This is a genomic window from Tissierella pigra (genome assembly GCF_009695605.1).
GTDB lineage: Bacteria > Bacillota > Clostridia > Tissierellales > Tissierellaceae > Tissierella > Tissierella pigra.
In genome coordinates, this window is sequence record NZ_VUNQ01000033.1 from 1 (window position 1) to 23,822 (window position 23,822).

Below are 23,822 nucleotides of genomic sequence, written 5' to 3' on the forward strand. Positions count from 1 at the left end.
ACATGAAAAAGAACCTCCTTGGTGTATGGTTTCTCGATAATTCCATTAAACCAAATGAGGCTCTTTTTTTCATTAATCAAATTTTACCATGTCAACTGGTATTTTTTATTTTGATGCAACACTAGAAGACTTTTGCCTTCTTTTTGTGTTTTTTCTTATTTAGGTACACTTTAATTTGTCATATGAGATATATGCTTTATTTACCTATAACAATTATATAAAATCTAATTTAAAATAGTTTGAATTTAGTTTAAGTGGTTATTTTCTGGACTGAATGATCATTTAAAGGAAGAATAATAGTAACTAAATATTCCATATCATTTTTCTTTATATCCATATAACCATCATATTTATTTATAATATCCTCTATTATACTAAGACCATATCCAGAAGAAATATATTTCTTTTTATTTAAATAAGTTCTCATATGAGAGTTGCCATTAGTAGAATTATAATTATTTCTAATCTTATAACATAAAAAATTCGCATCAGGATATAATTCTAAATTAATATATTTATTCTCTGCACTGGAGTTCATACAAGCTTCTATTGCATTGTCTATGGTATTAAATAGTATAGAACTTAAATCCATATCATCTATGTTTACTTTAGGAGGAGCTATTGCCTTTATATCAAAATCTATACCTTGCATTACAGCTTCTGAATATTTATCATTTAATATTATATCTATTAATCTATTTCCAGTATTTATTGTATTAGGAATTTCCTTAAATTTATCTTTTATTGAATTAACATATTTGATATATTTTTCATCTTCTATATCATTGATTTTCTCCAAGACTTTAATATGATTTGCCATGTCATGCCATATTTTAGACAAAGTATCGCTTCTTAGTTCAGCATTAATAATAAATTTTTCATAGGATTTATCATAAATCCTTTTAGTAGTTTCTTTCTGTAAATTAATATAAAAGGTATTTGCATTATAATACATTACCATAGTACCTAAACTAATGAAGAGAATAAACAAGCATATAAAAAATAAAATCAATATAGTACTTTCTGAAGATATTACTAAACTAGAATAAAATAATAATACCATTGAAATAGTAGATAATGATAATATCAATATCATTACATAATTTAAAATCTTAGGAAGAATAATCTTTGTATTTAAGAACTTCCTATTGATTAGTGTAAATATTAATGCAGATAGAAATTTACTAAGCAGTCCTAAAAAGAAATAAGTGTATTTTAATCCCTCAACAGTTTTATCGAGAATATTTGAAGCTAATAAGGTTACTAATAGTTCAGATATAATTAGTATAAAATAATACATTATAATGACTAAAACTCGTTGATGAAATTTAAGATTATATAAAAAGGTTGCTAAAAACAGTATCATTAATATAAAAGTTAATTTAATAAATGGAGTGATACCAAATTCAGTAAATAAACATGTAAAAATAGATACTATAATAATTACAAGAGTATCAATTGATTTATAATTATCTTGATGACTTCTAAACTTAGATAATATACCTATAAAAATTGTATTATCTACTATAGAAAATAAGAAGCTTAATATAATATTAGGCTTTTCCACAGTTATCCCTCTCTTCTGGATGAAATATATCTATAGAATTCTTCTTTAAAACTATTAATTCTCCTTCTTGCAATATATAAGGTATCTCCGTTAGATAGAATAACCTTATTATTTCTAAAATCTTCTACACGATTAAGATTTATCATGATTCCTCTATATATTTCAAAGAAATACTTTTCTGTTAGATTATAAGGAATATCTTTTAAAGAACGATAATTTGAGGTATAGGTATTATCTATGGTGTGTATAATTACAGTTCTATTGTTTACCTCAAAGTATATAATATCATAGAGTTTAAGATAAATATTATTATCATCTATGGGAAAGGAATATTTTTCAGTTAAATATTCAAGTTTTTTAATTAATGAATCAAGGACTGAATTAACTTCCTTGTGGAAGTGACTTTTTCTTATAAAATGAAAGATTGTAAGGTCTAAGGCTTCATATACTTTCTCGTTTAAATATGTAATAAATATAAATATGGTATTTTCATTGGCTTCTCTAACTTTTCGTGCTGTTTCTATTCCATTTAATTTTTGCAGTTCTATATCAAAAAATATAATATCATAGTTCTTCTTTAAATTAAATATATTGTCAAGAACCTCTTCTCCAGAATAAAAACAATCTATTTCGCAATTAATATTATGTTGGATAAATTTTTTTTCAATTATTAACCTTAATTCACATGAGAACTTTTTATTGTCTTCACAAATTCCAATTTTAAACACAGAATCCCCCCTAAACAACCATTTACTCCAAGAAAATGCCACTTAATCCAGATTTGAACAAATATAAAATTAACCTGATATAATTATTATAAATGAAAGGTCATAGTAGTTAAAGTGATAAACAAATTAGTTTATTAAATGAAATTAATTACTTTTGTCATTGGCAGTATTTTCTACAATGGCATTAAGTGTTAATAATAAAGCTAGAGAGGAGGGCCAGGGATAAAGAAGATTTTAACTAGGGGGATAGATAAAATAAGCAAGACAGCAAAGAAAATTGCTGAAGAATCACCAAATACGGTTTCTACGTTTCTATATTATGAAACTAGAGCATCTAAGAAGATTAGGAAGTAGACAAAAGATAAGGTAGATAAATTAAATGTAAAGGTAGTACCTGTTATTGATAATAAGAACATATTGATTGAATATTAGATATTGAGAGGAGAGGATGAAATGAGAAATAAGTTGAAAAGGTTTTATATTTTATCAGGGTTAATTTTTAATATACTTACAGTAAGTTTTTCATCAGTGTTAGCTGAGGGATTTATAGGGGATAACTTCTCGGCTGATTCTCATGCTCCAGGCTTTGAGCAAATTGAAGTCCAAGAACAAATCAAAAGTCAAAATGAAGTTTCAGAAAAATACTTTAATATGAAAAGGTCTCAAAGATTACAAAAGTTTTATGGAAATATCCAACCTTATTCTTATGATTCAAAAAGGTTAAATGTCCCATTAAGACAACAGGAAGAAACCTATTATTGTGGTCCTGCAAGTGCACAAATGACAATTTTATACCTTCAAGGACAAAGTCCAACTCAGAGAACTCTGGCTAGTAATATGGGAACCGATAAAACTGGTACTATGGTATATAGATTAGCTCAGGAATTAAATAAATATAGTAGATATGAATACACAAATACTGATAGCTCAAATTTTGTAAATGATTTAATATATAGTATTGATAAGGGAAAACCTATTATAGCTCATGTAAGAGCAAGTTCACTTCCACATTCTCCAGGGGCAGGGTCAGGTCATTTTATAGTCAATACAGGATATCTTTGGGGTATGAGTGGATCAAGTAGTGAGGACATTGTTTACTATAACGATCCACATTATAAAAATGAATATTACGGCAAATATTCATGTACATGGAGTCAAATGGTTAAAGCTATAGATGATAGACTAGGTTATTATATTAGGGGGATTTAGCCTAGAATATAATTTAGGATTTCAGATTTTATATATTAAAGTCTGAAATCTTTTTTCTAAATTTAGCGATAGTGTTAACTAGGGTATAAAAAACTAGATTAAAAGAATGTAGTCTAAATAGAATTAAATTTACTAAAAATATAGAACTTTAAAGAAAAAAAGAATAAAAAATAAGAGATATTCTAAAGATGTTTCCATCTAACCACTTTGTGAGCATAACTAATGTCAGTCAAGAGATCAGAAACTTTGGAGTCGAGCCATTTGACAGCAATTAAACTGATTGTTTAAAATGCTTTGAGGTTGAAGGAAAAGTTTACAAAAGTTTTTAAGAAACTTGAAGGTCTTTAATAGAGTTTAAAGGCTTCCAATAAGTATAGGAATGAGCTTTCTTAAGCCTCATTGCTATGACTAAGAAAGTTGTAATAAGCAACAAGCCTACATGTGCATCTGAATATGTACCGTTACCATAGCCATTAGTAACTTGTTAAGAGAACTAAAATGTTCTGTTCATACGTTTAATAATCTGTTTTAACCAAAGATACTATTTTGAAATGGTTCATCGTTAGTAAGTCCAATGATTTGAATTAAGTTGAAATCCTTAACATAGAAATTTTGACTTGATGAATTTCTCGTAAAGCTCTTGCAGTAGCTCCAGTAGATAAACCAAGATTAACATGGTAAGTAAGGCAAAGTCGTATTATATGGGAAGATAACCTTTTAAGAGAATCAAAATAAAATGGACATTTAGGGTTAACACACTTATGTATATTAAAAAAGCTGACCGTGTTCACCATTGTTATTATAAAGATAATTATGAGAGGCACCACAACGAGGGCACATAGCATCAGAAGACACAGACTTACCACCATGTGACTTAACAGGTTTTAACTCTTTTTCATTTGCAGTTTTGTAGTCAAGAGTTTTAAGAGTAAACTTTTGATATTTAGGATTAAAATGATTAACTTTAAAATCTTGTAAAGGAATATTTTTAACAATAAATAAAACTAATTGACGAATAGTCGAAATTTAAAATTGATTATATAAAAGTAAATATAATATAATTGAGTCCACAATGTACAATGACACACCTTTCGTTGGATATTTGTTTGTTTCGCGACTCAATTATACCAAAAAAAGGGTCATTGTTTTTTATTTTAAAAAGCTTTAAAACCCTTGAGAACACAGAGTATAGATCTATTAATTATATAAATAGGTTTACACTAACATATTAGATAGGGGGTTTTGGTATGAATACCTTCAGATATAGTAATAAAAAAACAATATATATATTTTTTATTTCAATAATTGTGTTGTTTTGTATTTCTTGTAAAAATAAAAATATAAAGATTGAGGAAAGTATAAGTTTGGAAGCAAAACCTGCTAATATTAAAATTAATAAATATGATATATTAAAGGAATTGAAATCTAATAATATAGATATAGAGGATAACTTCTTTAATATTATTTTTGTAGAAGATGATTTAATGTTTATAGTCCTAGAAGATTATTTAGATGATGATATCTATATGAGCCAAATGGGGCCAAGTGTAATTAATAGAAATATAATAATGTATAATTATAAATTACAAAAAATTGAAAGAACAATTGAATTGCGGGAAAATATCTATTGCTATGATTTGGTGATAGATAATGATGGAGAAATATTCATATCTTATAGATTAGTTGAGCCTAGAGTAACTGAAGTAGATACAGAAGATAATTGTTTAGATGAAATAGACTATTATATAGGAAGTATTAATGACGATGATAGTATAACAGTTCTAGATACATATAAAGGTTTTGTTTATAAACCTTCAAGATTCAGTAAAGTGTTATCAGATATATATTATACATACAAAGAAGAAAATAATACTAAGACTATTTCTGGAATTAAAAAGATAGATAAGAACAAAATAGTCAGTGTTCACAAGTTCGAAGATATTGATTATTTAGATACAAGGTTATTTTCAAATGAAAATCTATTAATGATCTTTATGGAAGATAATAAAACTGCTTGTTTCTATATCTTAAATGAAAACAATCTTATAGATAAGATATACTTAGAACCTTATGAAAAAGTATTATCTTACAATATGTTAGAAAATGGAGTTGTTGTATCTTATCAAAATAGTAATACTGATATATCAGAATTAATGTTTATAAGTTTTATAGATCATGAAAAATCAGTTACTAGAAGCAATGATATATATGCTATAGTTAGTAATGGATTAAATAATTGTATAGGAACTGATCCTTTTTTCAATGTTCATTATATAAATATAAATGATGGAAAAATTTCCATAAATAAATTAGCTGATATAAACAAGCTTAAAATTAGTAACATGAATATTGTACGTTTATTTAAGAAAGATAAAAATAACTATGGTGTATTTCTTGAAGATGAATATTTATATTTAGATTTAAATATAAACCAAGATTGATTCCAAGAAAATGCCACTTAATCCAGATTTCAACAAATGTAAAATTAACCTGATATAATTATTATAAATGAAAGGTCATAGTAGTTAAAGTGATAAACAAATTAGTTTATTAAATGAGATTAATTACTTTTGTCATTGAAGTATTTTTCTACAATGGCATTAAGTATTAATAATAAAGCTAGAGAGGAGGACAGAAGATGAAGAAAGTTCTAATTAAGAGTATAGATAAAATAAGCAAGACAGCAAAAAAAATTGCTGAAGAGTCTCCAAATACAGTTTCTACATTTTTATATTATGAACCTAAGGCACCAAAGTCTATTAAGAAATAAAATAAGAATAAGAAACTAGTTTTAGTAAATTATTAATATAAAAAGATATAGAGGTAACGCATTATAAAACTTATAGAAAGCTTATTATAAAGCTGGAGATTGGGAATTTATATAATATACTTATACTAGAAATCTGATTAGAGATTATCTAGAAGTTGTATTAGTTTAAAAAGATAAAATTAAAGTCTCATTATGAGACTTTAATTTTATTTAATCATCTATTAAGATAATCATTGGAGTATGATGAAATCTTTTAAAAGTATATATATTATCATCAATAGTTATTTTAAATTTATTTTTTTCCAGACTAATTGCTTCATTATCAAAAACTTCACTGTTAATTATATAACTTGATGGAGAATTTGGATTTGATGAAAAGATACCCTTATCTTCCTTTTGATTATTATCAGAATCTAAATAGTAGTAATAATAAGTAAAATTATCAGCTGTATCAAAAACCATAGAAGAAAAAGGAAGTTCTTTACATAAAAAGGTGCCTTGAAGCACATAGGTTTCTTCTTTGTAATTTAAAGATAGTATAAGTAATATCAATACTAATACAAGTAGCGATATAATAAATTTTTTCACTATTTCATCCCTTTCATGGTTTAAAAACTGTACGAAGATTTTAATTTAATTGAGAGGATACACTTTATTTAGCTTATTATAAAAGTATATATATTTTCTATACTTATAACAATTATATCAAATAAAAATTAAAATAGTTTAGATTCAGAGCAGGTGTCTATTTTTTGGATTGAATGGGCGTTTAAAAGAAGAATAACACAATCCCTCTTAAATAACCACTTATTCCCCAAAAAGACCACTTAGACCAGATTTCGACAAATATAAAATTAACTTGATATAATTATTATATTAGAGGGATTTAGATTAGAATATAATTTAGGAGGTTTTGGTATGAATACCTTCAGATATAGTGATAAAAAGGTAAAATATATATTTTTTATTACTATGATTGTGTTAGTTTGTATTTCTTCTAAAAATGAGAGCATAGAAATTGAGAATGGTATAAATTTAGAAACAAAATCGACTAATATAAACTTTAATAAGTATGATATATTAAAGGAACTCAAGTATAATAATCTAAATATGGAGGACAGTTTTGCCAATATTATTTTTGTAGAAGATGACTTAATGTTCATAGTCCTAGAGAACCATTTAGATGATGATATTCCTATGGACCAAATGGGTCTAAGTATAGTTAATAAACACATAATAATGTATAATTACAAATTACAAAACATTGAAAGAGTAATTGAACTAAAGGAAGATATTTATTGCTACGATTTGGTAATAAGTAATGATGGAGAAATATTCATATCTTATATATTAGTTGGGCCTGGAGTAACTGGAATAGATATAGAAAATAATAATTTAGGTGAAATAGACTATTATATAGGAAGTATTAATGACGATGATAGTATAACAGTTTTAGATACATATAGAGGTTTTGTTTATAAACCCTCAAGATTCAGTAAAGTGTTATCAGATATATATTATACATACAAAGAAGAAAATGATACTAAGACTATTTGTGGAATTAAAAAGATAGATAAGAACAAAATAGTTAGTGTTCACAGGTTTGAAGATGTTGATTATTTAGATACAAGGTTATTTTCAAATGAAAATTTATTAATGATTTTTATGGAAGATAATAAAACTGCTTGTTTCTATATCTTAAATGAAAATAGTCTTATAGATAAGATATATTTAGAACCCTATGAAAAAGTATTCTCTTATAATATGTTAGAAAATGGAGTTGTTGTATCTTATGAAAATAGCAAAATTAATACATCAGAATTAATGTTTATAAGTTTTATAGACCATGAGAAATCAGTTATTCAAAGTAATGATATGTATACTATAGTTAGTAATGGACTAAATAATTGTCTAGGAACGGATTCTTTTTTTAATATTTATTATATAAGTATTAGTGATAAAAAGATTTTAACACAAACACTAGCTGATATAAACAAGCTTAAAATTAGTAATATGAATATTGTACGCTTATTTAAAAAAGATAAAAATCAATATGGTGTATTTTTTGAAAGCGAATATTTATATTTAGATTTAAATATAAGCGATGAAAGGAGTAAGGGTTAAAGTGCTAAGTCAATTTATTAGAAGATATGTTTCTTTGTCAACAACAGATGATGAAATAGAGGTAATACTCTATGGAATGAAAATCATAGGAACTAGTATGTTAACGGCTTTAATTATTGTATTAATTGGAATAATTATAGGACAAACTATTCCATCAATTATTTATTTAGGTGTGTTAATTTTACTTAGGAGAAATATAGGGGGATACCATAGTAAGACCTATTTGGGGTGCTTATTTATTACAGCCTTAAACTTTATAGTAATAGGGGTTTTAGAAATATATTTAAATTCCACCTTAAAACAAGTTCTGGGAATAATATTTATTATTTATTCCACAGTAAAGATTTATACCACTAAACCCATAGTACATATAAATAGAACTGTAGATGAAGATACTATAAATAAAAGTATTGCAAAAAAGGATAAGTGGTTAAGTGCTATATTGGTGTTGGCAACTATATGCCATGTATTAGTATTATTAGATATAGTAGGTGTACTTAATTACTTCTTTGCCATTAGTAGTTCTTTAATGGTAGTAGCATTAAGTATTTAAATTGTAAAATAGACTATAATGTAAAAGTATTTCTTCATTGTATAATCCATTGTTATAATATATAATTATTATTAAACTATAAATGAAATGAATAAAGGAGGTCGATAAAATGACTAACGAGGAATTTCAAAAAATAGTGCTAGAAAAGTTAGGAAACCTTGAGGATAAGGTAGTAGGTATTGGAAATAAGGTAGTGGGACTTGAAGATAAGGTAGTAGGACTTGAAGATAAGGTAGTAAGTCTTGAAGACAAGGTAGTAGACCTTGGAAATAAGGTAGTAAATCTTGAAAAAGGACAGGAAGAAATTAAAAAAGACGTAAAATCTATTATTGAACAAACTGCCAATTTAAGTGAATTTAGATATGAAATAAATACAAAAGTAGATAAGTTAACAGAAGAATTCAACACAATAGAAATAGTTACAGCGAAGAACTGGAATGATATAGCAAAATTAAAAGCAGCTAGATAACGTAAAAAAATAGAGTTATAGGGTTTAAACCCTATAACTCTATTTTTTTACATTTATTTTTGCAGTAAATTTATTGTAAGCTTATTTTTTCCCATAAACTTTTCTATTATTTGCTTAAGTCCAAACCATGAAAATCCTGCTATAGCTGCAATAGACCCAAGTCTTCCACCGACACCTACAAATACATCTTGAGTTAAATTAAAAACAATACCGCATATACATCCAATTGCCACCATTTCAATAAGCTTTGGGAACTTAATGGTAGATACCATGGCTGCATAGGAAGCAGTAGTGGCAGCAAGTGCTAAGGTGTCTCCTTCGATAAAGAAGTGTGGTAATAACAATCCCGAGCTCAAGGTTACTATAGCTGATGAAAGTACAGGGCCTTTTTTAAGGTGTAGCCCTAAGAAATAAGTTAGACATGCTGAGCATATGGAAATTATCATAACCATTTAATAACCTCCCTATATTCTAAATATACTTAGAAATAATCTTACTAGTTGAGTAGAAAGAGCCATTGAAGTACCACCCTTTCCACCAAATCCTACATATATATCTTTAGATAATATAATTATCATTCCAGCAATAAATCCCGTAAATCCAGCTATAGGCATAGTAGCTATTATGGTTTGAGATGACATACCTATAAAAGAAGCAGTATATATGATTCCTGCTAATTTGGGCGTAAATAATGTAGCTGCTAGGATTCCTATAAAGCCATTTGCAACTACTGCACCATAGCCCATTTCGTGATTTATATACCATGTTATTGTGGCTGATAGAGTTGAGCCTATTAAAATTTTCAAATCATCTTTAGCAAAGTTTCTTTTTTCCTTTCCACTTTCCTTATTTAACTTGCTTATTTCATAGAAATGATTTATTAATCCAACTCCTAAAAATAAAATAGCTGTCAGTAAAAAAATTCTACTGTGTAGTAATGTGTTATTCATTAGTGCTAAAATCAAAATACCTATACTTACTAAGCTATAAAGTAAGAAAAATATAGTTCGTTTCATAGCTTCCCTTCTTTCTATTGCAATTATGTTATGAGTGTTTATGTCTGTATATTAGATTAAAGTTATATCACAAATAAGTGGATACTAATATAATACCCCAAAAATATTAAAAATGCAAAAGGTAGTGGGAAATATTTTCCGACCATAAAAATTAGTATACCTTACTTTTGTTTATTGTTTTATATTTATAGAATGATGTATAATTAATATAATATGGAAAAGGAGGAGATTATGAGATTGTTAGTTGATTTTAAAGAAAAGATAGTAGAAAATGTATCAAAAGTAATAATAGGTAAAGAAAAAGAAATAGAACTAATTATAGTATCCTTTCTTTCAGGAGGTCATGTCTTATTAGAAGATATACCTGGAATGGGAAAGACTATGATGATAAAGGCATTTGCAAAGACATTAAATTTACCATTTAAAAGAATTCAATTTACACCTGATTTACTCCCATCAGATATTACAGGAATTAACTTTTACAATCAAAAAACAGCAGACTTTCAATTTAGAGAAGGTCCTTTATTCTCGAATATAATCCTAACAGACGAAATAAATAGAGCAACCCCTAGAACACAATCATCTTTACTAGAGGCAATGGAAGAAAAACAAGTTACAGCTGATGGAAAAACCAGAAAATTACATAGTCCATTTATGGTATTGGCTACACAAAATCCTGTGGAATCTTATGGGACTTTTCCTCTTCCAGAAGCTCAATTAGATAGATTTTTTATGAGAATAAAATTAGGTTATCCAACAAAAGAGCAGGAAAAAACAATAATTAAAAGAAATATAACTAATCCTTTAGATATAATAGAACCAATAGCAGATGGTGAAGAATTAGATAATGTATTAGAGAATATATCCAATATCTCCATAAAAGATGAAGTAATGGATTATTTAGTAAATATAGTAGGTGAAACTAGAAATAAAACAAATATTGAGTTAGGAGTAAGCCCTAGAGGGTCTATTGCCTTATTTAAGGCATCAAGAGTATATGCTGGAATCAATGGAAGAGATTATATAATACCTGAAGATATAAAGGCTATGGCTCCATATGTGTTAAACCATAGGATAATTGCTCGTGGTGTAAATAGAATAGAAGATTCAATAGAACTAATTGAGGGAATCGTAAATTCAGTGGAAGTTCCCTTAGAAAGTATATAGATATGATTTGGTTTTTATTAGGATTAGTAGTGTTTACCTACTTAATCAACAAAATCACATTGGACTATGGTTTCAAAAATTTATCCTATAGAATGGATATAGATAAAAGAACTGGAGAAATAGGAGAAGATATAGAGATTATATCTACAATAGAGAATAAAAAATTTTTAACAGTATTCTTTCTAAAGGTCAGCGAAATATTTCCTAAAGGATTTAATATAGAAAAAAATATATATACTCTATTTATTATGCCTTATCAAAGAGTTAGAAGAAAATATAAAATACAAGGAAGTAAAAGGGGAATTTACAGTATAAATAATTCTCATTTAGAGTTGGGAGATTTTATTGGACTTAAAACAAAACACCAGTATAGGGAAAATCAGAATGAAATAATAATATTTCCTCAAAAACTAGATATAGAAAAAAGTATTACCCCCTTAGGGTCTTTCAATGGAGATATTTCTGTAAAGAGATGGATAATTGATGATCCCCTTATGAATATTGGAATAAGGGAATATACTGGAAATGAATCGGAGAGATTTATACATTGGCCTTCTTCTTTAAAATACAATAGTTTAATGGTTAAAAATTTTGATTTTACCACAGATAACAATGTCCTTATAGCTTTAAATATTGAATCAATGAAACCTTACTGGCAATGTATAGATGAGGAAGCAATAGAAAAAAGCATTTCAATAACTAGAGCCATAATGGAAGAATTTGAAGATTTAAAAATACCTTATGGTTTTATTTCTAATGCTCATGATAGAAATTCAAATTATACTAAAGGGCACTTCTATCATCCAGGATTAGGAAATCACAGATTATATAATTTTCTTGAGATTTTAGGAAGTATAAACTATATAATTTCTTCAACTTTTGAAGAAACTTTAAATGATATTTTAAAATCTCAAGGAAACTATACTACAGTTGTAATAGTTACACCAAAAGTACTAGAACCATATATAGATGTTATAAATTCATTAAGTAAAGTTGTAAATAAGGTAGTTTGTATATCTATAAAAGGTGAGGATTTAAAGGACTTAAATAGAAATATACTGAAGTATAGGAGTGATTAAATGGATTTGGTTTTAATTGAAATAATATCTGTAGTTTCATTTATATATTCCCTATTACTTACTTTTTTTCCTTTTGCATCTTTAGATAAGGTATTTATAGTTTTTATCTGGACAATTTTAGGTTCTCTAATATTTGCATCTAATTATAAGGAAAAGAAGATATATAGAACAAGTATATTACTTTTGCTTTACCCATTATTATTTTTCAAGAGTATTTGGGCAAGGATTTTTATATTTATGACTACTATTATTATATTTGTATATATTAGAAAATCCTTACTTAAAGGTAGTCATTATGAGTATTCAGAAAGATTGAAGAAATCATATATGGCATATATAGCTGTGATAATTTTAGCTTTTTTAGGAGATGTATTTAACAATTTTATAGAATATTCCATACCATTTATAATCATTAGCCAAATGACTGTAATAATATTAATAAGAACAGTTAGACACTTGGATTCTGGAATGGATATAGAAAATATAAAAAAATCAAATAAAAGATACATAGGAGTTATTTCCATAGTATCCTTTATAGTTGCTATTGATAAACTGAGAAACTTTATATTCTCAACCATTGGAAGTGTATATAGTTTTATTATAGATATAATAATGAAGGTACTGTACTATCCAATTACTTTTATTTTTTATTTAGTAAATAAATTTATTGCATTTATTCAAGGGAAAATGGAGGCACGTAATTTAGAGATTTTATTTGAAAATATGAATATAGATAATCCTGAAACCATGGAAGAAGTAGAGGAAATAGTTCTACGAAATTTTCCAATATTGAAGAAAGTAATAGGTTTTTTGCTCATTATAGCTGGAACTTATATTATATATAAACTAATAGGTAAAATGGGAGATAGAAAATATAATACTGTAGAATATACTGAAGAAAGAGAATATATAAAGATCGCTAATTTAAGGAAGAAAAAGATAAGAGAAAAATATCCTAAGGAGTTAAAAGAACAGATAAGGTTTTACTATAGAAGATATTTAGAGAAATTAAATAAAAAGGATGTAGAAATAACGAAATCAGATACATCTTTAGATATAAATAAAAAAGCAGAAAGGGTATTTTCAAAGGAAGTAGAAAAGATAAGAGAAATTTATATAAATACACGTTATGGAGATAAAGAAATAAATACAAATACAGTAAAAGAGATAGAAAATTTATATAAGAATTTATAAAAAAGCTGAGGTTTCCATGGAAACCTCGGCTTTTTTATTGGTGATTAGCCTATCTATGTTTTTTTAATAACTGATTCTTAATATTCCATAGTTCTTGTGACAAATCTACAAAATATCTATGTGGCTTTTCAAATCTCTTTACTTCATCCCACATTAAATCCAACTGTTCTTTACAATGATTTTTTATTTCATGTATATTTGGACTTTCATATATACAGTTTCCATCTTCAAAGATCTGTACTAGAAGCTTTTTAGCATGGAAATTTTCTAATGTTTTTCTTTTCCAAGTATATAAAGGATGGAATATTTCATAAGGTTTACTAGTGTCGATTACTTCATCATGTAAAGTAATTACATCGGCTATTGCTTTTTTAGTAATATTATCAAATAATCTATATACTTGTTTAAACCCTGGGGTAGTTATTTTGCCCACATTTTCACTTACCTTTATAGTAGGAACAAGCTGTCCATTTCTTTCTATGGTAGTCAATTTATAAACACCACCAAAGACGGGTTGTGACTTTGCAGTTATAAGTCTTTCGCCTACTCCAAAGGAGTCGATTTGTGCTCCCTGAATAAGTAAGTCTCTAATTACATATTCATCAAGGGAACTGGACGCTACTATTTTACAATCGTTAAATCCTGCTTCATCTAACATTCTACGACATTCTTTAGATAGATAAGCAATGTCACCACTATCTATTCTAATACCCTTAGGTCTAAATCCTCGTGGTACAACTTCTTCATTAAATACCTGTATAGCATTTGGTAATCCTTGCTTTAAAGTATTGTACGTATCTATTAAAAGTGTACAATTATCTGGATAGGTCTTAGCATAGGCCCTAAAGGCTTCTAATTCAGTAGGAAACATTTGAACCCAGCTATGAGCCATTGTACCCATGGCAGGAATATCAAAATCTCTATCTACTATGGTATTTGCTGTTCCTATACAGCCACCAATATATGCAGCCCTAGCACCTAAAATTGCACCTTCATATCCTTGAGCACGTCTAGAACCAAATTCCATTACAGTTCTGCCATCTGCTGCCCTAACTATTCTATTGGACTTAGTGGCTATTAGACTTTGATGATTTATGGTTAGAAGCACCATAGTTTCTATAAGTTGTGCCTGTATTACAGGACCACGAACCACTACTATAGGTTCTTGAGGAAATATTGGTGTTCCCTCTGGAATGGCCCATACATCGCATTTAAATCTAAAGTCCTTTAAATAATCTAAAAACACTTGTGAAAATATATTCTTGGATTCAAAGTAGCTTATATCTTCCTCGTCAAATTTAAGATTTCTTAGATATTCTATTAATTGTTCCACACCTGCCATAATAGCAAAGCCACCATCATCAGGTATTGATCTAAAAAACATATCAAAATAAGCAATTTGATCTCCCATACCATTTTCTAAATAACCATTAGCCATGGTAAATTCGTAAAAGTCTGCTAACATAGTAAGATTTTTTCTATCCTTCCAATCTAAGCTTATCATTGGCAATCTCCTTTTTCATTATCATTACCCTAATTATAGACCTATAATATGAAAAGTTCAATAAACATAATAATAAAAAATAATAAATGGGTAATTTCTAATCTCTATAGAAATTACCCATTATATAAAATAGAACTTTATTTTGATGCCTAAACCTAATGGAACTACATTGTTTTTCAAATTCAATACGTTGATACACTCCTTAATGCTATAATTCTTTGATCATTTTCATCTAACTATTTAACAATGGAGGATTTACTATTTGCAATCCTAAGGGTAGTGCTATATACATTTTTATTTGCCAGTAAAACTATTTTTAAACTAAGGGGCCAATTAAATACTTTAATTAGGTTTAAGGCTAAAGTTCTATCTATTTTATACATACATCATGCTATATCAAAATACTGCTTTATCAATATAACTTGCTGATGTATGTATTCATATTATACCCAGAAATTTTATTTTAAACATAATATTAAAAAAAACTTTAAGAAATTTTCTTAAAGTTTTTTTAGTAATGTCTTTCCCTTGTCTGTAATACTTATGGTTTTTATTGGTGTACTTGTACACATAGATTTATATGCACAGCTACTACATTTAACATCTGAGGTAGCACATCCTTCATCATTTTTAATATACTCCATACGATATAGTTGTTGGATGATTTCCTCTACTAAGGCTTCTGATGTATTTAACTTTTTTGCTATTAAAGAAGTGGAAAGAACTCTAATTTCTGACAACTCCTTTAAAACATCTTTAAGCATACTATCAACTCCTAAAATCCTAATAGGCTTCCAACTTGATATACAATAACCGATAATATCCAGCCCATTACAAATGGATATATAGCCATAAAAGCTGCCCATTTAATTGATTTAGTTTCATGCTTTACAGTACCTATTACTGCGGCACAAGGAGTGTATAAAAGAACCATTACCATAAAGGATACGGCAGTTAATGGTGTAAATACATTTTGTATGGCAGAAACAAGAGCAGTACCTTCACTTACACCTGCATAAACCATTCCAAGGATTGCAACAACAGCTTCTTTTGCAGCGATTCCTGCAAATAAACTAACAGTGGCTTGCCAAGTACCAAATCCAGCAGGTATAAATATAGGTGATAAAATAGTACCTATTCTACCTAAAATACTTTCTTGACTATATGGCTCTACTCCAAATGGCAATACAGATAACACCCATAGAATAGATACTACAAAGAATATAATAGTTCCAGCTCTGTGTAGGAAGTCCCAGACTTTACTCCACATATCTTTTAATACATATTTAAATATAGGCAATCTATAAGGTGGCAACTCCATTATAAAGTGAGAGGACTCACCTTTAAATAATGTTTTTGAGAATATTTTACCCATTATTAAAGCCATAATGATTCCCAAAGCATAAAGTGTAAATAATACGATTCCTCCATGACTTGGAAAAAATGCAGCTATAAATACTAAATAAATAGGAAGCCTAGCTCCACAAGACATAAATGGGTTAATTAATAATGCAATCATTCTATCTTTTTTGTTATCTAAGGTTCTAGTAGACATGATACCAGGTACATTACAACCAAATCCTATAATCATTGAAATAAAACTTTTCCCATGAAGACCAAGGCGTCTCATAAATCCATCCATTATATAAGCAGCCCTTGCCATATATCCTGTATCTTCTAATATACCTAAGAAAAAGTATAAGACCATAATAAGGGGAACAAATTCAAATACAGCTCCTACTCCACCAAATATGCCTTCTGAAAGGAAAGAAATTATCCATTCAGGTGAGTTGATATTTTCCAATAAGGAGACTACAAACTCTCCCATAGATTCAATAGCATCTGCTACATATCCTCCAAGTAAATCCTGACCTATAACAAAAGTTAGCTGAAATACTAAAAACATAATTAAAGCAAATATAGGTATTCCTAAATACTTGTGAGTAACAATTTTATCTATTTTATCAGTTACAGTTTCTCTTTCTTCTGAAGGTTTTTTAATAGATTGATTTACTATATTTCCAATAAACTCATATCTTTTGTCTACTATTTCAAGTTCATATTCACTAGATTTTTCCTCTATATCTATTAATCTGTCTTTAATAGGCTGGGAAGCTTTTTTTGATAAAAGGCTATAAATTTCTTTATCTCCTTCTAAAAGCTTTACTGCTATCCATTTTTTAGGATATTGTAAATCTAAGTTATCTAAGATTTTTTCTATTTCATTTATCTCACTATCAATATCCTTTCCATAACTAAAAGATTTATTAGAATATTTTTCTTTTTTTATAGAGTCAATGGATTTATCTATTAAAAGATCAAGGCCTTGGCTTTTAGCTGCAACAGTGGGTATTATGGGAACCCCTAGTTCTTTAGACAATTTATCTAGATTTATCTCGATATTTTTTTGCTTAGCCTCGTCCATCATATTGAGAGCAATAATAACCTTTACTCCCATCTCCATTAATTGAGTTGTTAGATAAAGATTTCTTTCTATATTAGTGGCATCTACTACATTGATTACAATATCTGGATTTCCCTTTAAAATATAATCTCTAGCAACTACTTCATCCTCTGAATATGCTCCGAGGCTATATGTTCCAGGAAGATCCACCACATTATACTGATTACCTTTATATTTAAACTTTCCTTCTTTTTTTTCCACAGTAACCCCAGGCCAGTTTCCAACGTGTTGGTTAGAGCCTGTTAGTGCATTAAATAAAGTTGTTTTTCCACTATTTGGATTACCAACAAGTGCTATTGTATTCAAACGACTTCCCCCTTCAAAATCAGTCACTATTTAATGTTCAATAAATACATGGGATGCCAGTCCACGACCTAAAGCCAATTTATTACCTGATAAGTTGATAATAATAGGACCAAAATCATTTTTTACAACCTTGACGCAGGCATTTTTATGAAGCCCCAATTCATATAATCTTTTTTTTGCTTTACAACACCCTGAAATCTCTTTAACTCTTCCACATTCTTTGGGTTTTAAGGAAACTAAAGATGAACTGCTCATAATATCATCCTTTCATATATGTATATACGATATTGATAATAATTATCATTAATATTTCTATTATAAATGATTTAGTACATAAATGCAATATGTATTTCATATATAACGTGAATAAGTAAATAAATATTAATAAATAATAATTTTGTTGACAGAATTCAAGAATAATAATATAATAAAAATACACCCCCCCGTGGGGGTGGGATAAAAAGGAGTGATATAATGGAAACTAAAAAGATAAGTATAGATGTACTTGGAATGACTTGTGCAGCTTGTTCTGCTAGAGTAGAAAAATCTCTAGGCAAACAAGATGGAGTAGAGTCTGTAGCAGTAAACTTACTTTCCAATAAGGCAAATATAGAGTTCGATCCTAATAAGGTCAAACCAGAGAATTTAATCAAGGTAATAGAAAAAACAGGATATGAAGTTCCTCTAGTTAAGAAAACTTTGATTATAGAAGGAATGACTTGCGCTGCTTGTTCCACTAGGGTAGAAAAGGTTCTTAATAAACTAGAAGGGGTTAAGGCTACAGTTAATCTATCAACAAATAAAGCAACAGTACAATATTTATCTGGATTAACAGATGAAGAAACTTTAATTAAGACTGTAGAAAAAGCGGGATATAAAGCAGAAATAGAAATAGAGAGAGATTTAGATAGGGAAAAAGAAATGAGAGAAAAAGAAATAAAGTCTTTAAAAACATCCTTCATCATTTCAGCCATATTAAGTATACCTTTATTTTCTGCAATGTTTTTTCATATGGCCGGAATTCACAATATATTAAGTAATGGTTGGTTTCAATTAGCACTTGCAACTCCTGTGCAGTTTATAATAGGCTATAGGTTCTATAAGGGAGCATATAATGCTTTAAGAGGTGGGGGAGCTAATATGGATGTGCTTATATCCATGGGAACATCGGCAGCTTACTTCTATAGTATATATAATTTATTAACAGGAGTTCATGAATATTATTTTGAATCTTCAGCAGTTATTATAACATTAATTCTTTTAGGAAAAACCTTTGAAGCTGTGGCCAAAGGAAAGACTTCTGAAGCCATAAAAAAACTAATGGGTTTACAGCCTAAAACAGCAAAGGTTATAAAAGATGGAGTAGAAATGGATATACCTATAGAAAAGGTAGAAATAGGAGATATTATAGTTGTTAGACCAGGAGAAAAAATACCAGTTGATGGAATTATAGTAGAGGGAAATTCCTCAGTAGATGAATCTATGCTTACAGGTGAAAGTATTCCTGTAGATAAATCAGTAGATGATGAAGTAATAGGGGCTACAATAAATAAATATGGTGCTTTTAAATTTAGAGCAACTAAAATAGGTAAGGATACAGTATTATCTCAAATCATTAAATTAGTAGAAGATGCCCAAGGTTCTAAAGCACCAGTACAAAGATTGGCAGACAAAATATCGGGAATATTCGTACCAGTAGTTGTTGTTATAGCCTTACTTACATTTGTAGGATTCTATTTCATTAGCGATTTCAATGTAGGTCTTGTAAATGCAGTTGCCGTTTTAGTAATAGCTTGCCCTTGTGCATTGGGATTAGCAACACCTACAGCTATTATGGTTGGTACTGGTAAAGGAGCAGAAAATGGTATACTAATTAAATCAGGAGAACATTTAGAGAGAGCTCACAAAATGGATACAATAGTATTTGATAAAACAGGTACAATAACTAAAGGAGAACCTGAAGTAACAGATATAGTTTCTATTACAGAAATAGAGAAAGAAGAAATTCTTAGAATAGCTGCATCAGTAGAAAAAACTTCAGAGCATCCATTAGGTCAGTCTATAGTAAAAAAAGGTGAAGAAGAATTGCTTAAACTATCTATTCCCACAGATTTTGCAGCAATACCAGGAAAAGGTCTTAGGGCAATTCTTGAAGATAAAGAGATACTAGTTGGAAATAGAAAACTAATGGGAGATAATAATATTTCCATATCAGAAGGAGAAAAAGACTTACTAAGATTAGAAGAAGAAGGTAAAACTGCAATGCTAATATCCATAGACAATAAATTATCTGGAATAATAGCTGTGGCAGATCAAATAAAAGAAACATCTCAAAAAGCAATAGAACAGTTGAAATCCATGGGATTAGAAGTTTATATGATAACAGGAGACAACGAGAGAACAGCCAAGGCCATAGCTAAAGAAGTGGGTATAACGAATATATTAGCAGAAGTTCTACCAGAAAATAAGGCTGAAGTAGTAGAAAAACTTAAATCAGAAGGAAAGCATATAGGAATGGTTGGAGATGGTATAAATGATGCACCAGCTTTAGCTGCAGCAGATGTGGGATTCGCCATAGGAACTGGTACAGATGTTGCTATGGAGGCAGCAGATATAACCCTTATGAGGGGAGATTTATCTGGAGTAGTAACAGCCATTAAACTAAGTCATAGAACTATGAAAACCATAAAGGAAAATCTATTTTGGGCATTTTTCTATAATACCATAGGAATACCTTTTGCGGCTTTAGGTTTTCTAGATCCAATGATAGCAGGTGCAGCTATGGCCTTTAGTTCAGTTTCAGTAGTTACAAATTCATTAAGACTAAAGAAATTTCGTGCATAGTTATTTATAAAATAGAGGAGGAAGAAAAAGATGAAAAAAACCTTATTAGTAGAAGGAATGTCCTGTGGACATTGTGAAAAAGCTGTAAAGAACGCATTAAATGAATTAGCAGGAGTAACAAAAGTAGAAGTTGATTTATCAACTAAAACAGTAGAGGTAGAGGGAGAAAGTTTAGATGGTACTCTTATAAAAGATGCAATAGAAGATGCAGGATATGATTTAATAGAAATAAAATAGAGAGTAGTGATTTAATGAATGAGGGAAAAAGAAAAGCCGCTATTAAACTGAAAACAGCTAGAGGTCAAATAGATGGAATAATAAAAATGCTTGAAGACGATAGATATTGTGTAGATGTTTCTACACAGATTCTATCTGCAATTGGATTGTTAAAAAAGGCAAATATAGATATACTAAATAGTCATATAAGGTCTTGTGTAATTACTGCTATTTTAGAAGGTGAAGAACAAGGCGGAGAGAAAATAGATGAGATAATAAATATCATAGATAAATATATAAAATAAAAAAATAAGACAAATAAAACAACTTAATTATATTAAGTTGTTTTATTTTGTCAAAACTTTTCTAATATAATAGAAAGAAATCTATTGAACGAACATAGGTTTTAACGTATAATTTAAACTATATGATTTTATGTAGGGGGATAATATGAAAAACGAAATTAATAAGATTAGAGAAAAGTTGTATAAAGAAATGAAATTTCAAAATGATAATCATAAGGAAGTCATTCAAGTAAGTGAGGAACTGGATAAACTTATTGTAAAATACCATTTAGAGGAAGAAGAAAAATTAAATAAAAAGAAGCTGCAATAAAGTTGATTTTCCATTAAATCAATTTTACAATTTTAACAAAAGTCAGGGGAGGTCAAAGTATGACCTTATTTTTTAATAGAAGGTAAAATAAGTTTATAAATATCCTTTAAAAGAGATATTTGTTCCTTAGAACTACCTTCTAATATGTTCAATAATTCTTTTAGTTCATTGTCAACGGATACCTTGTAAATATCATTAAATGCCTCCGAAATACTTATATTTTCCATATAATAGTTATAACCATATAGAAGATAGTCTACTGAGATATTTAAAACACTGGATATATTTACTAAGGTATCTACACTCATTTTACGATCTCCTCTTTCCAGTTGACCAATATAAAATGATGATAATCCAACTAATTCAGCAAACTTTTCTCTAGATAATCCTAATTTTTCTCTTTCTAATCTAATTCTCAATCCTACATCTTTGTAGTTTAATGTCTTTTTTGAATCATTCATTTTCGCCACCTCAATAATAATGTATACGTTTCTGGGTCTTAACTAAATTGGCTAATGGCATATAAATATAATTGCCTATTTGCATAAAAAGTATTGTATTGCAAGTATGTTTTATTATATAATAAATGTAATAAAATTTATTTGGAGGAAAAAAAATGAAGAATAAAATTAATAATTTAAGGGAACATTTACATCAGACAGTTAAGTCCAACAATAAAGTAGAAATATTGCAAATAAGTCAAGAGCTTGATAAATTAATAATAGAATATCATAAAGAAGAAGACTTAGAAGAAAGTTTATAATTCACAGTTATATTGAAAAATAATAAAAATACTGAGAGGACATTTGCAGACAGAATTTAATTTTTGAGTTGCCATAAGCAAAAAAGATTTTAAGCAGTTTGCATTATTTGAGCGTAATCAGTGTGTATTTTTATTATTTTTTTTATTAACTGTGAAGAGTAATAAAAAAGGAAAAAAATTAACTAATTATATTGTTATTATATTGATTTTTTCAGTGAAAAATGTATAATTAAGTTAAAGGTCAAGGAAAGTCAAATAAGGTTGAATCATTTAATTATAAAAAGGGAGAAGATTCTATGGAATATAAAGATTATTATAAAATACTTGGTGTTGATAAAAATGCAAGTCAAGATGAAATAAAAAAGTCCTTTAGAAGTTTAGCTAAGAAGTATCATCCAGATCTAAACCCAAATGATAATAAGGCACAGGAAAAGTTTAAGGAAATAAATGAAGCCTATGAAGTACTAGGAGACGAAGAAAAGAAAAGGATGTATGATCAATTTGGTTCGGGATATAATTTTTCTAATGGTCAAAATTTTGATCCATCCCAATATGGTTTTGGTGGATCAGGAGGATATACCTATACTACAACAGATGGGGATTTTAGTGATTTTTTTAATATGTTTTTTGGTGGAATGGGCGGAAATCAAAGAGGTGGCAGTCAAAGAGGTTTTGATTTAGGGAATTTGTTTGGGAGTAGGAAAGCAACTAAGAAGCAAAGTCCTTCCTACGAATCGGAACTAAATATAACTATTGAAGAAGGTTATAATGGAATCCAGAAAGATATAAATCTTAATGTTGGTGGCGAAAATAAAAATATATCAGTAAAGGTGCCAAAGGGAATATTGCCTGGGAAAAAATTAAAAGTTAAAGGTGAAAAATGGGGCATTAATGGAGATATTCTCTTTAAGATTAATTTTATAGAAGATGAAAGAAATAAACTGGAAGGACTGGACATAATATCTAAAGTAGATTTACTACCTTGGGAAGCTGTATTGGGAGAAAAGGTAGTAGTAAATACAATAGATGGAAAAATTAAAATCGATGTTCCAAAGTTGATTTCATCAGGAAAGAAAATTAGAATACCTAAAAAAGGATATAAGGATATGCAAGATAATAGGGGAGACCTATATGTAGAAATAAATATAGTAAGTCCAAATAATATTACAGAAGAAGAAATCAAATTATATGAAAAACTAAAAAATATTAGTAAAGATAATAAGTAGTCAAGGAG

26 protein-coding genes are annotated in these 23,822 nt (G+C 28.2%); 15 read left to right on the forward strand and 11 right to left on the reverse strand.

All coding sequences use genetic code 11. The features are described from left to right. Positions 1–250 precede the first annotated feature (250 nt). Complete coding sequence (locus FYJ83_RS20470; protein WP_154441308.1) at positions 251–1,567, reverse strand: sensor histidine kinase; 1,317 nt, start codon at positions 1,565–1,567, stop codon at positions 251–253. 2 nt (positions 1,568–1,569) lie between these two features. Then, positions 1,570–2,295 carry a LytR/AlgR family response regulator transcription factor gene (locus FYJ83_RS13495; RefSeq protein ID WP_195838004.1) on the reverse strand — a complete coding sequence of 242 codons (726 nt, stop codon included), beginning with the start codon at positions 2,293–2,295 and terminating at the stop codon, positions 1,570–1,572. Positions 2,296–2,748: 453 nt separating this feature from the next. On the opposite strand from FYJ83_RS13495, the gene FYJ83_RS13500 reads away from it, so the two are divergent. The 3 genes from FYJ83_RS13500 to FYJ83_RS13510 all read left to right on the forward strand — a co-directional run bounded on the left by FYJ83_RS13500 (position 2,749) and on the right by FYJ83_RS13510 (position 6,274). Further along, positions 2,749–3,504 carry a C39 family peptidase gene (locus tag FYJ83_RS13500; RefSeq protein ID WP_154441312.1) on the forward strand — a complete coding sequence of 252 codons (756 nt, stop codon included), beginning with the start codon at positions 2,749–2,751 and terminating at the stop codon, positions 3,502–3,504. Between the two features lie 1,247 nt (positions 3,505–4,751). Continuing rightward, positions 4,752–5,945, forward strand: coding sequence for a hypothetical protein (locus FYJ83_RS13505; protein WP_154441314.1), 1,194 nt, complete (start codon positions 4,752–4,754; stop codon positions 5,943–5,945). A 197-nt stretch (positions 5,946–6,142) separates the two neighbouring features. Then, a complete protein-coding gene (locus tag FYJ83_RS13510; protein WP_154441316.1) occupies positions 6,143–6,274 on the forward strand; it encodes a cyclic lactone autoinducer peptide in 132 nt (43 codons plus the stop codon). 210 nt (positions 6,275–6,484) lie between these two features. On the opposite strand, the gene FYJ83_RS13515 is transcribed toward FYJ83_RS13510, so the two are convergent. Next, complete coding sequence (locus tag FYJ83_RS13515; RefSeq protein WP_154441318.1) at positions 6,485–6,862, reverse strand: hypothetical protein; 378 nt, start codon at positions 6,860–6,862, stop codon at positions 6,485–6,487. 330 nt (positions 6,863–7,192) lie between these two features. Here FYJ83_RS13515 and FYJ83_RS13520 point away from each other — a divergent pair, with 330 nt between their 5' ends. The 3 genes from FYJ83_RS13520 (at position 7,193) to FYJ83_RS13530 (ending at position 9,420) form a co-directional block, all read left to right on the forward strand. Then, entirely contained in the window at positions 7,193–8,398 is a 1,206-nt protein-coding gene (locus FYJ83_RS13520) for a hypothetical protein (protein ID WP_154441320.1), read from the forward strand. A 1-nt stretch (position 8,399) separates the two neighbouring features. Next, positions 8,400–8,951 carry an accessory gene regulator B family protein gene (locus FYJ83_RS13525; RefSeq protein WP_195838005.1) on the forward strand — a complete coding sequence of 184 codons (552 nt, stop codon included), beginning with the start codon at positions 8,400–8,402 and terminating at the stop codon, positions 8,949–8,951. Between the two features lie 109 nt (positions 8,952–9,060). Then, positions 9,061–9,420 (forward strand): hypothetical protein, encoded by a 360-nt coding sequence (locus FYJ83_RS13530; RefSeq protein WP_154441324.1) that lies wholly within the window; start codon positions 9,061–9,063, stop codon positions 9,418–9,420. A gap of 53 nt (positions 9,421–9,473) precedes the next feature. On the opposite strand, the gene FYJ83_RS13535 is transcribed toward FYJ83_RS13530, so the two are convergent. Both FYJ83_RS13535 and FYJ83_RS20010 read right to left on the reverse strand, forming a co-directional pair. Continuing rightward, entirely contained in the window at positions 9,474–9,872 is a 399-nt protein-coding gene (locus FYJ83_RS13535) for a hypothetical protein (RefSeq protein ID WP_154441326.1), read from the reverse strand. Positions 9,873–9,884: 12 nt separating this feature from the next. Then, entirely contained in the window at positions 9,885–10,436 is a 552-nt protein-coding gene (locus FYJ83_RS20010) for a hypothetical protein (protein WP_229768594.1), read from the reverse strand. Positions 10,437–10,667: 231 nt separating this feature from the next. Between FYJ83_RS20010 and FYJ83_RS13545 the strand changes: the two genes are divergently transcribed. The 3 genes from FYJ83_RS13545 to FYJ83_RS13555 are packed head-to-tail and all read left to right on the forward strand — an operon-like array spanning position 10,668 to position 13,876. Beyond that, positions 10,668–11,603 carry an AAA family ATPase gene (locus FYJ83_RS13545; protein ID WP_229768595.1) on the forward strand — a complete coding sequence of 312 codons (936 nt, stop codon included), beginning with the start codon at positions 10,668–10,670 and terminating at the stop codon, positions 11,601–11,603. Between the two features lie 2 nt (positions 11,604–11,605). Beyond that, positions 11,606–12,682, forward strand: a complete 1,077-nt coding sequence (locus FYJ83_RS13550; protein WP_154441330.1) for a DUF58 domain-containing protein — start codon at positions 11,606–11,608, stop codon at positions 12,680–12,682. Then, complete coding sequence (locus FYJ83_RS13555; protein WP_154441332.1) at positions 12,683–13,876, forward strand: hypothetical protein; 1,194 nt, start codon at positions 12,683–12,685, stop codon at positions 13,874–13,876. 49 nt (positions 13,877–13,925) lie between these two features. On the opposite strand, the gene FYJ83_RS13560 is transcribed toward FYJ83_RS13555, so the two are convergent. The 5 genes from FYJ83_RS13560 to FYJ83_RS13575 form a co-directional block, all read right to left on the reverse strand. Further along, positions 13,926–15,380 carry a nicotinate phosphoribosyltransferase gene (locus FYJ83_RS13560; protein ID WP_154441334.1) on the reverse strand — a complete coding sequence of 485 codons (1,455 nt, stop codon included), beginning with the start codon at positions 15,378–15,380 and terminating at the stop codon, positions 13,926–13,928. 236 nt (positions 15,381–15,616) lie between these two features. Then, positions 15,617–15,763, reverse strand: coding sequence for a hypothetical protein (locus FYJ83_RS19700; RefSeq protein ID WP_195838007.1), 147 nt, complete (start codon positions 15,761–15,763; stop codon positions 15,617–15,619). A gap of 117 nt (positions 15,764–15,880) precedes the next feature. Further along, positions 15,881–16,144, reverse strand: a complete 264-nt coding sequence (locus FYJ83_RS13565) for a hypothetical protein (RefSeq protein ID WP_154441336.1) — start codon at positions 16,142–16,144, stop codon at positions 15,881–15,883. Positions 16,145–16,155: 11 nt separating this feature from the next. Then, positions 16,156–18,150, reverse strand: a complete 1,995-nt coding sequence (gene feoB / locus FYJ83_RS13570) for a ferrous iron transport protein B (protein WP_154441338.1) — start codon at positions 18,148–18,150, stop codon at positions 16,156–16,158. A 30-nt stretch (positions 18,151–18,180) separates the two neighbouring features. Next, positions 18,181–18,405, reverse strand: a complete 225-nt coding sequence (locus FYJ83_RS13575; RefSeq protein WP_154441340.1) for a FeoA family protein — start codon at positions 18,403–18,405, stop codon at positions 18,181–18,183. A 219-nt stretch (positions 18,406–18,624) separates the two neighbouring features. Between FYJ83_RS13575 and FYJ83_RS13580 the strand changes: the two genes are divergently transcribed. The 4 genes from FYJ83_RS13580 to FYJ83_RS13595 all read left to right on the forward strand — a co-directional run bounded on the left by FYJ83_RS13580 (position 18,625) and on the right by FYJ83_RS13595 (position 21,825). After that, positions 18,625–20,994, forward strand: a complete 2,370-nt coding sequence (locus FYJ83_RS13580) for a heavy metal translocating P-type ATPase (protein WP_154441342.1) — start codon at positions 18,625–18,627, stop codon at positions 20,992–20,994. Positions 20,995–21,024: 30 nt separating this feature from the next. Next, positions 21,025–21,231 carry a cation transporter gene (locus tag FYJ83_RS13585; protein WP_154441344.1) on the forward strand — a complete coding sequence of 69 codons (207 nt, stop codon included), beginning with the start codon at positions 21,025–21,027 and terminating at the stop codon, positions 21,229–21,231. Positions 21,232–21,245: 14 nt separating this feature from the next. After that, positions 21,246–21,515 (forward strand): metal-sensing transcriptional repressor, encoded by a 270-nt coding sequence (locus FYJ83_RS13590; RefSeq protein ID WP_154441346.1) that lies wholly within the window; start codon positions 21,246–21,248, stop codon positions 21,513–21,515. 145 nt (positions 21,516–21,660) lie between these two features. After that, entirely contained in the window at positions 21,661–21,825 is a 165-nt protein-coding gene (locus FYJ83_RS13595) for an aspartyl-phosphate phosphatase Spo0E family protein (RefSeq protein WP_154441348.1), read from the forward strand. Between the two features lie 65 nt (positions 21,826–21,890). Here FYJ83_RS13595 and FYJ83_RS13600 read toward each other — a convergent pair whose 3' ends face one another. Further along, the gene (locus FYJ83_RS13600; protein ID WP_154441350.1) at positions 21,891–22,286 is read right to left on the reverse strand and encodes a helix-turn-helix domain-containing protein; all 396 of its coding nucleotides are present in this window, start codon (positions 22,284–22,286) and stop codon (positions 21,891–21,893) included. A 155-nt stretch (positions 22,287–22,441) separates the two neighbouring features. Between FYJ83_RS13600 and FYJ83_RS13605 the strand changes: the two genes are divergently transcribed. Both FYJ83_RS13605 and FYJ83_RS13610 read left to right on the forward strand, forming a co-directional pair. After that, positions 22,442–22,588, forward strand: a complete 147-nt coding sequence (locus tag FYJ83_RS13605) for an aspartyl-phosphate phosphatase Spo0E family protein (RefSeq protein ID WP_154441352.1) — start codon at positions 22,442–22,444, stop codon at positions 22,586–22,588. A gap of 296 nt (positions 22,589–22,884) precedes the next feature. Then, a complete protein-coding gene (locus FYJ83_RS13610; RefSeq protein WP_154441354.1) occupies positions 22,885–23,814 on the forward strand; it encodes a DnaJ C-terminal domain-containing protein in 930 nt (309 codons plus the stop codon). Positions 23,815–23,822: the final 8 nt, after the last annotated feature.

Bases quoted from the DNA above. Each gene is read 5' to 3' on its own strand.
- FYJ83_RS13590 (WP_154441346.1), top strand. From the start codon at position 21,246: ATGAATGAGGGAAAAAGAAAAGCCGCTATTAAACTGAAAACAGCTAGA.
- FYJ83_RS13610 (WP_154441354.1), top strand. From the start codon at position 22,885: ATGGAATATAAAGATTATTATAAAATACTTGGTGTTGATAAAAATGCA.
- FYJ83_RS13585 (WP_154441344.1), top strand. From the start codon at position 21,025: ATGAAAAAAACCTTATTAGTAGAAGGAATGTCCTGTGGACATTGTGAA.
- FYJ83_RS13555 (WP_154441332.1), top strand. From the start codon at position 12,683: ATGGATTTGGTTTTAATTGAAATAATATCTGTAGTTTCATTTATATAT.
- FYJ83_RS13600 (WP_154441350.1), bottom strand. From the start codon at position 22,286: ATGAATGATTCAAAAAAGACATTAAACTACAAAGATGTAGGATTGAGA.
- FYJ83_RS13535 (WP_154441326.1), bottom strand. From the start codon at position 9,872: ATGGTTATGATAATTTCCATATGCTCAGCATGTCTAACTTATTTCTTA.
- FYJ83_RS13530 (WP_154441324.1), top strand. From the start codon at position 9,061: ATGACTAACGAGGAATTTCAAAAAATAGTGCTAGAAAAGTTAGGAAAC.
- FYJ83_RS13545 (WP_229768595.1), top strand. From the start codon at position 10,668: ATGAGATTGTTAGTTGATTTTAAAGAAAAGATAGTAGAAAATGTATCA.
- FYJ83_RS13560 (WP_154441334.1), bottom strand. From the start codon at position 15,380: ATGATAAGCTTAGATTGGAAGGATAGAAAAAATCTTACTATGTTAGCA.
- FYJ83_RS13575 (WP_154441340.1), bottom strand. From the start codon at position 18,405: ATGAGCAGTTCATCTTTAGTTTCCTTAAAACCCAAAGAATGTGGAAGA.
- FYJ83_RS13580 (WP_154441342.1), top strand. From the start codon at position 18,625: ATGGAAACTAAAAAGATAAGTATAGATGTACTTGGAATGACTTGTGCA.
- FYJ83_RS13500 (WP_154441312.1), top strand. From the start codon at position 2,749: ATGAGAAATAAGTTGAAAAGGTTTTATATTTTATCAGGGTTAATTTTT.
- FYJ83_RS19700 (WP_195838007.1), bottom strand. From the start codon at position 15,763: ATGTATAAAATAGATAGAACTTTAGCCTTAAACCTAATTAAAGTATTT.
- FYJ83_RS13510 (WP_154441316.1), top strand. From the start codon at position 6,143: ATGAAGAAAGTTCTAATTAAGAGTATAGATAAAATAAGCAAGACAGCA.
- FYJ83_RS13595 (WP_154441348.1), top strand. From the start codon at position 21,661: ATGAAAAACGAAATTAATAAGATTAGAGAAAAGTTGTATAAAGAAATG.
- FYJ83_RS13520 (WP_154441320.1), top strand. From the start codon at position 7,193: ATGAATACCTTCAGATATAGTGATAAAAAGGTAAAATATATATTTTTT.
- FYJ83_RS13505 (WP_154441314.1), top strand. From the start codon at position 4,752: ATGAATACCTTCAGATATAGTAATAAAAAAACAATATATATATTTTTT.
- FYJ83_RS13565 (WP_154441336.1), bottom strand. From the start codon at position 16,144: ATGCTTAAAGATGTTTTAAAGGAGTTGTCAGAAATTAGAGTTCTTTCC.
- FYJ83_RS13605 (WP_154441352.1), top strand. From the start codon at position 22,442: ATGAAGAATAAAATTAATAATTTAAGGGAACATTTACATCAGACAGTT.
- FYJ83_RS13550 (WP_154441330.1), top strand. From the start codon at position 11,606: ATGATTTGGTTTTTATTAGGATTAGTAGTGTTTACCTACTTAATCAAC.
- FYJ83_RS20010 (WP_229768594.1), bottom strand. From the start codon at position 10,436: ATGAAACGAACTATATTTTTCTTACTTTATAGCTTAGTAAGTATAGGT.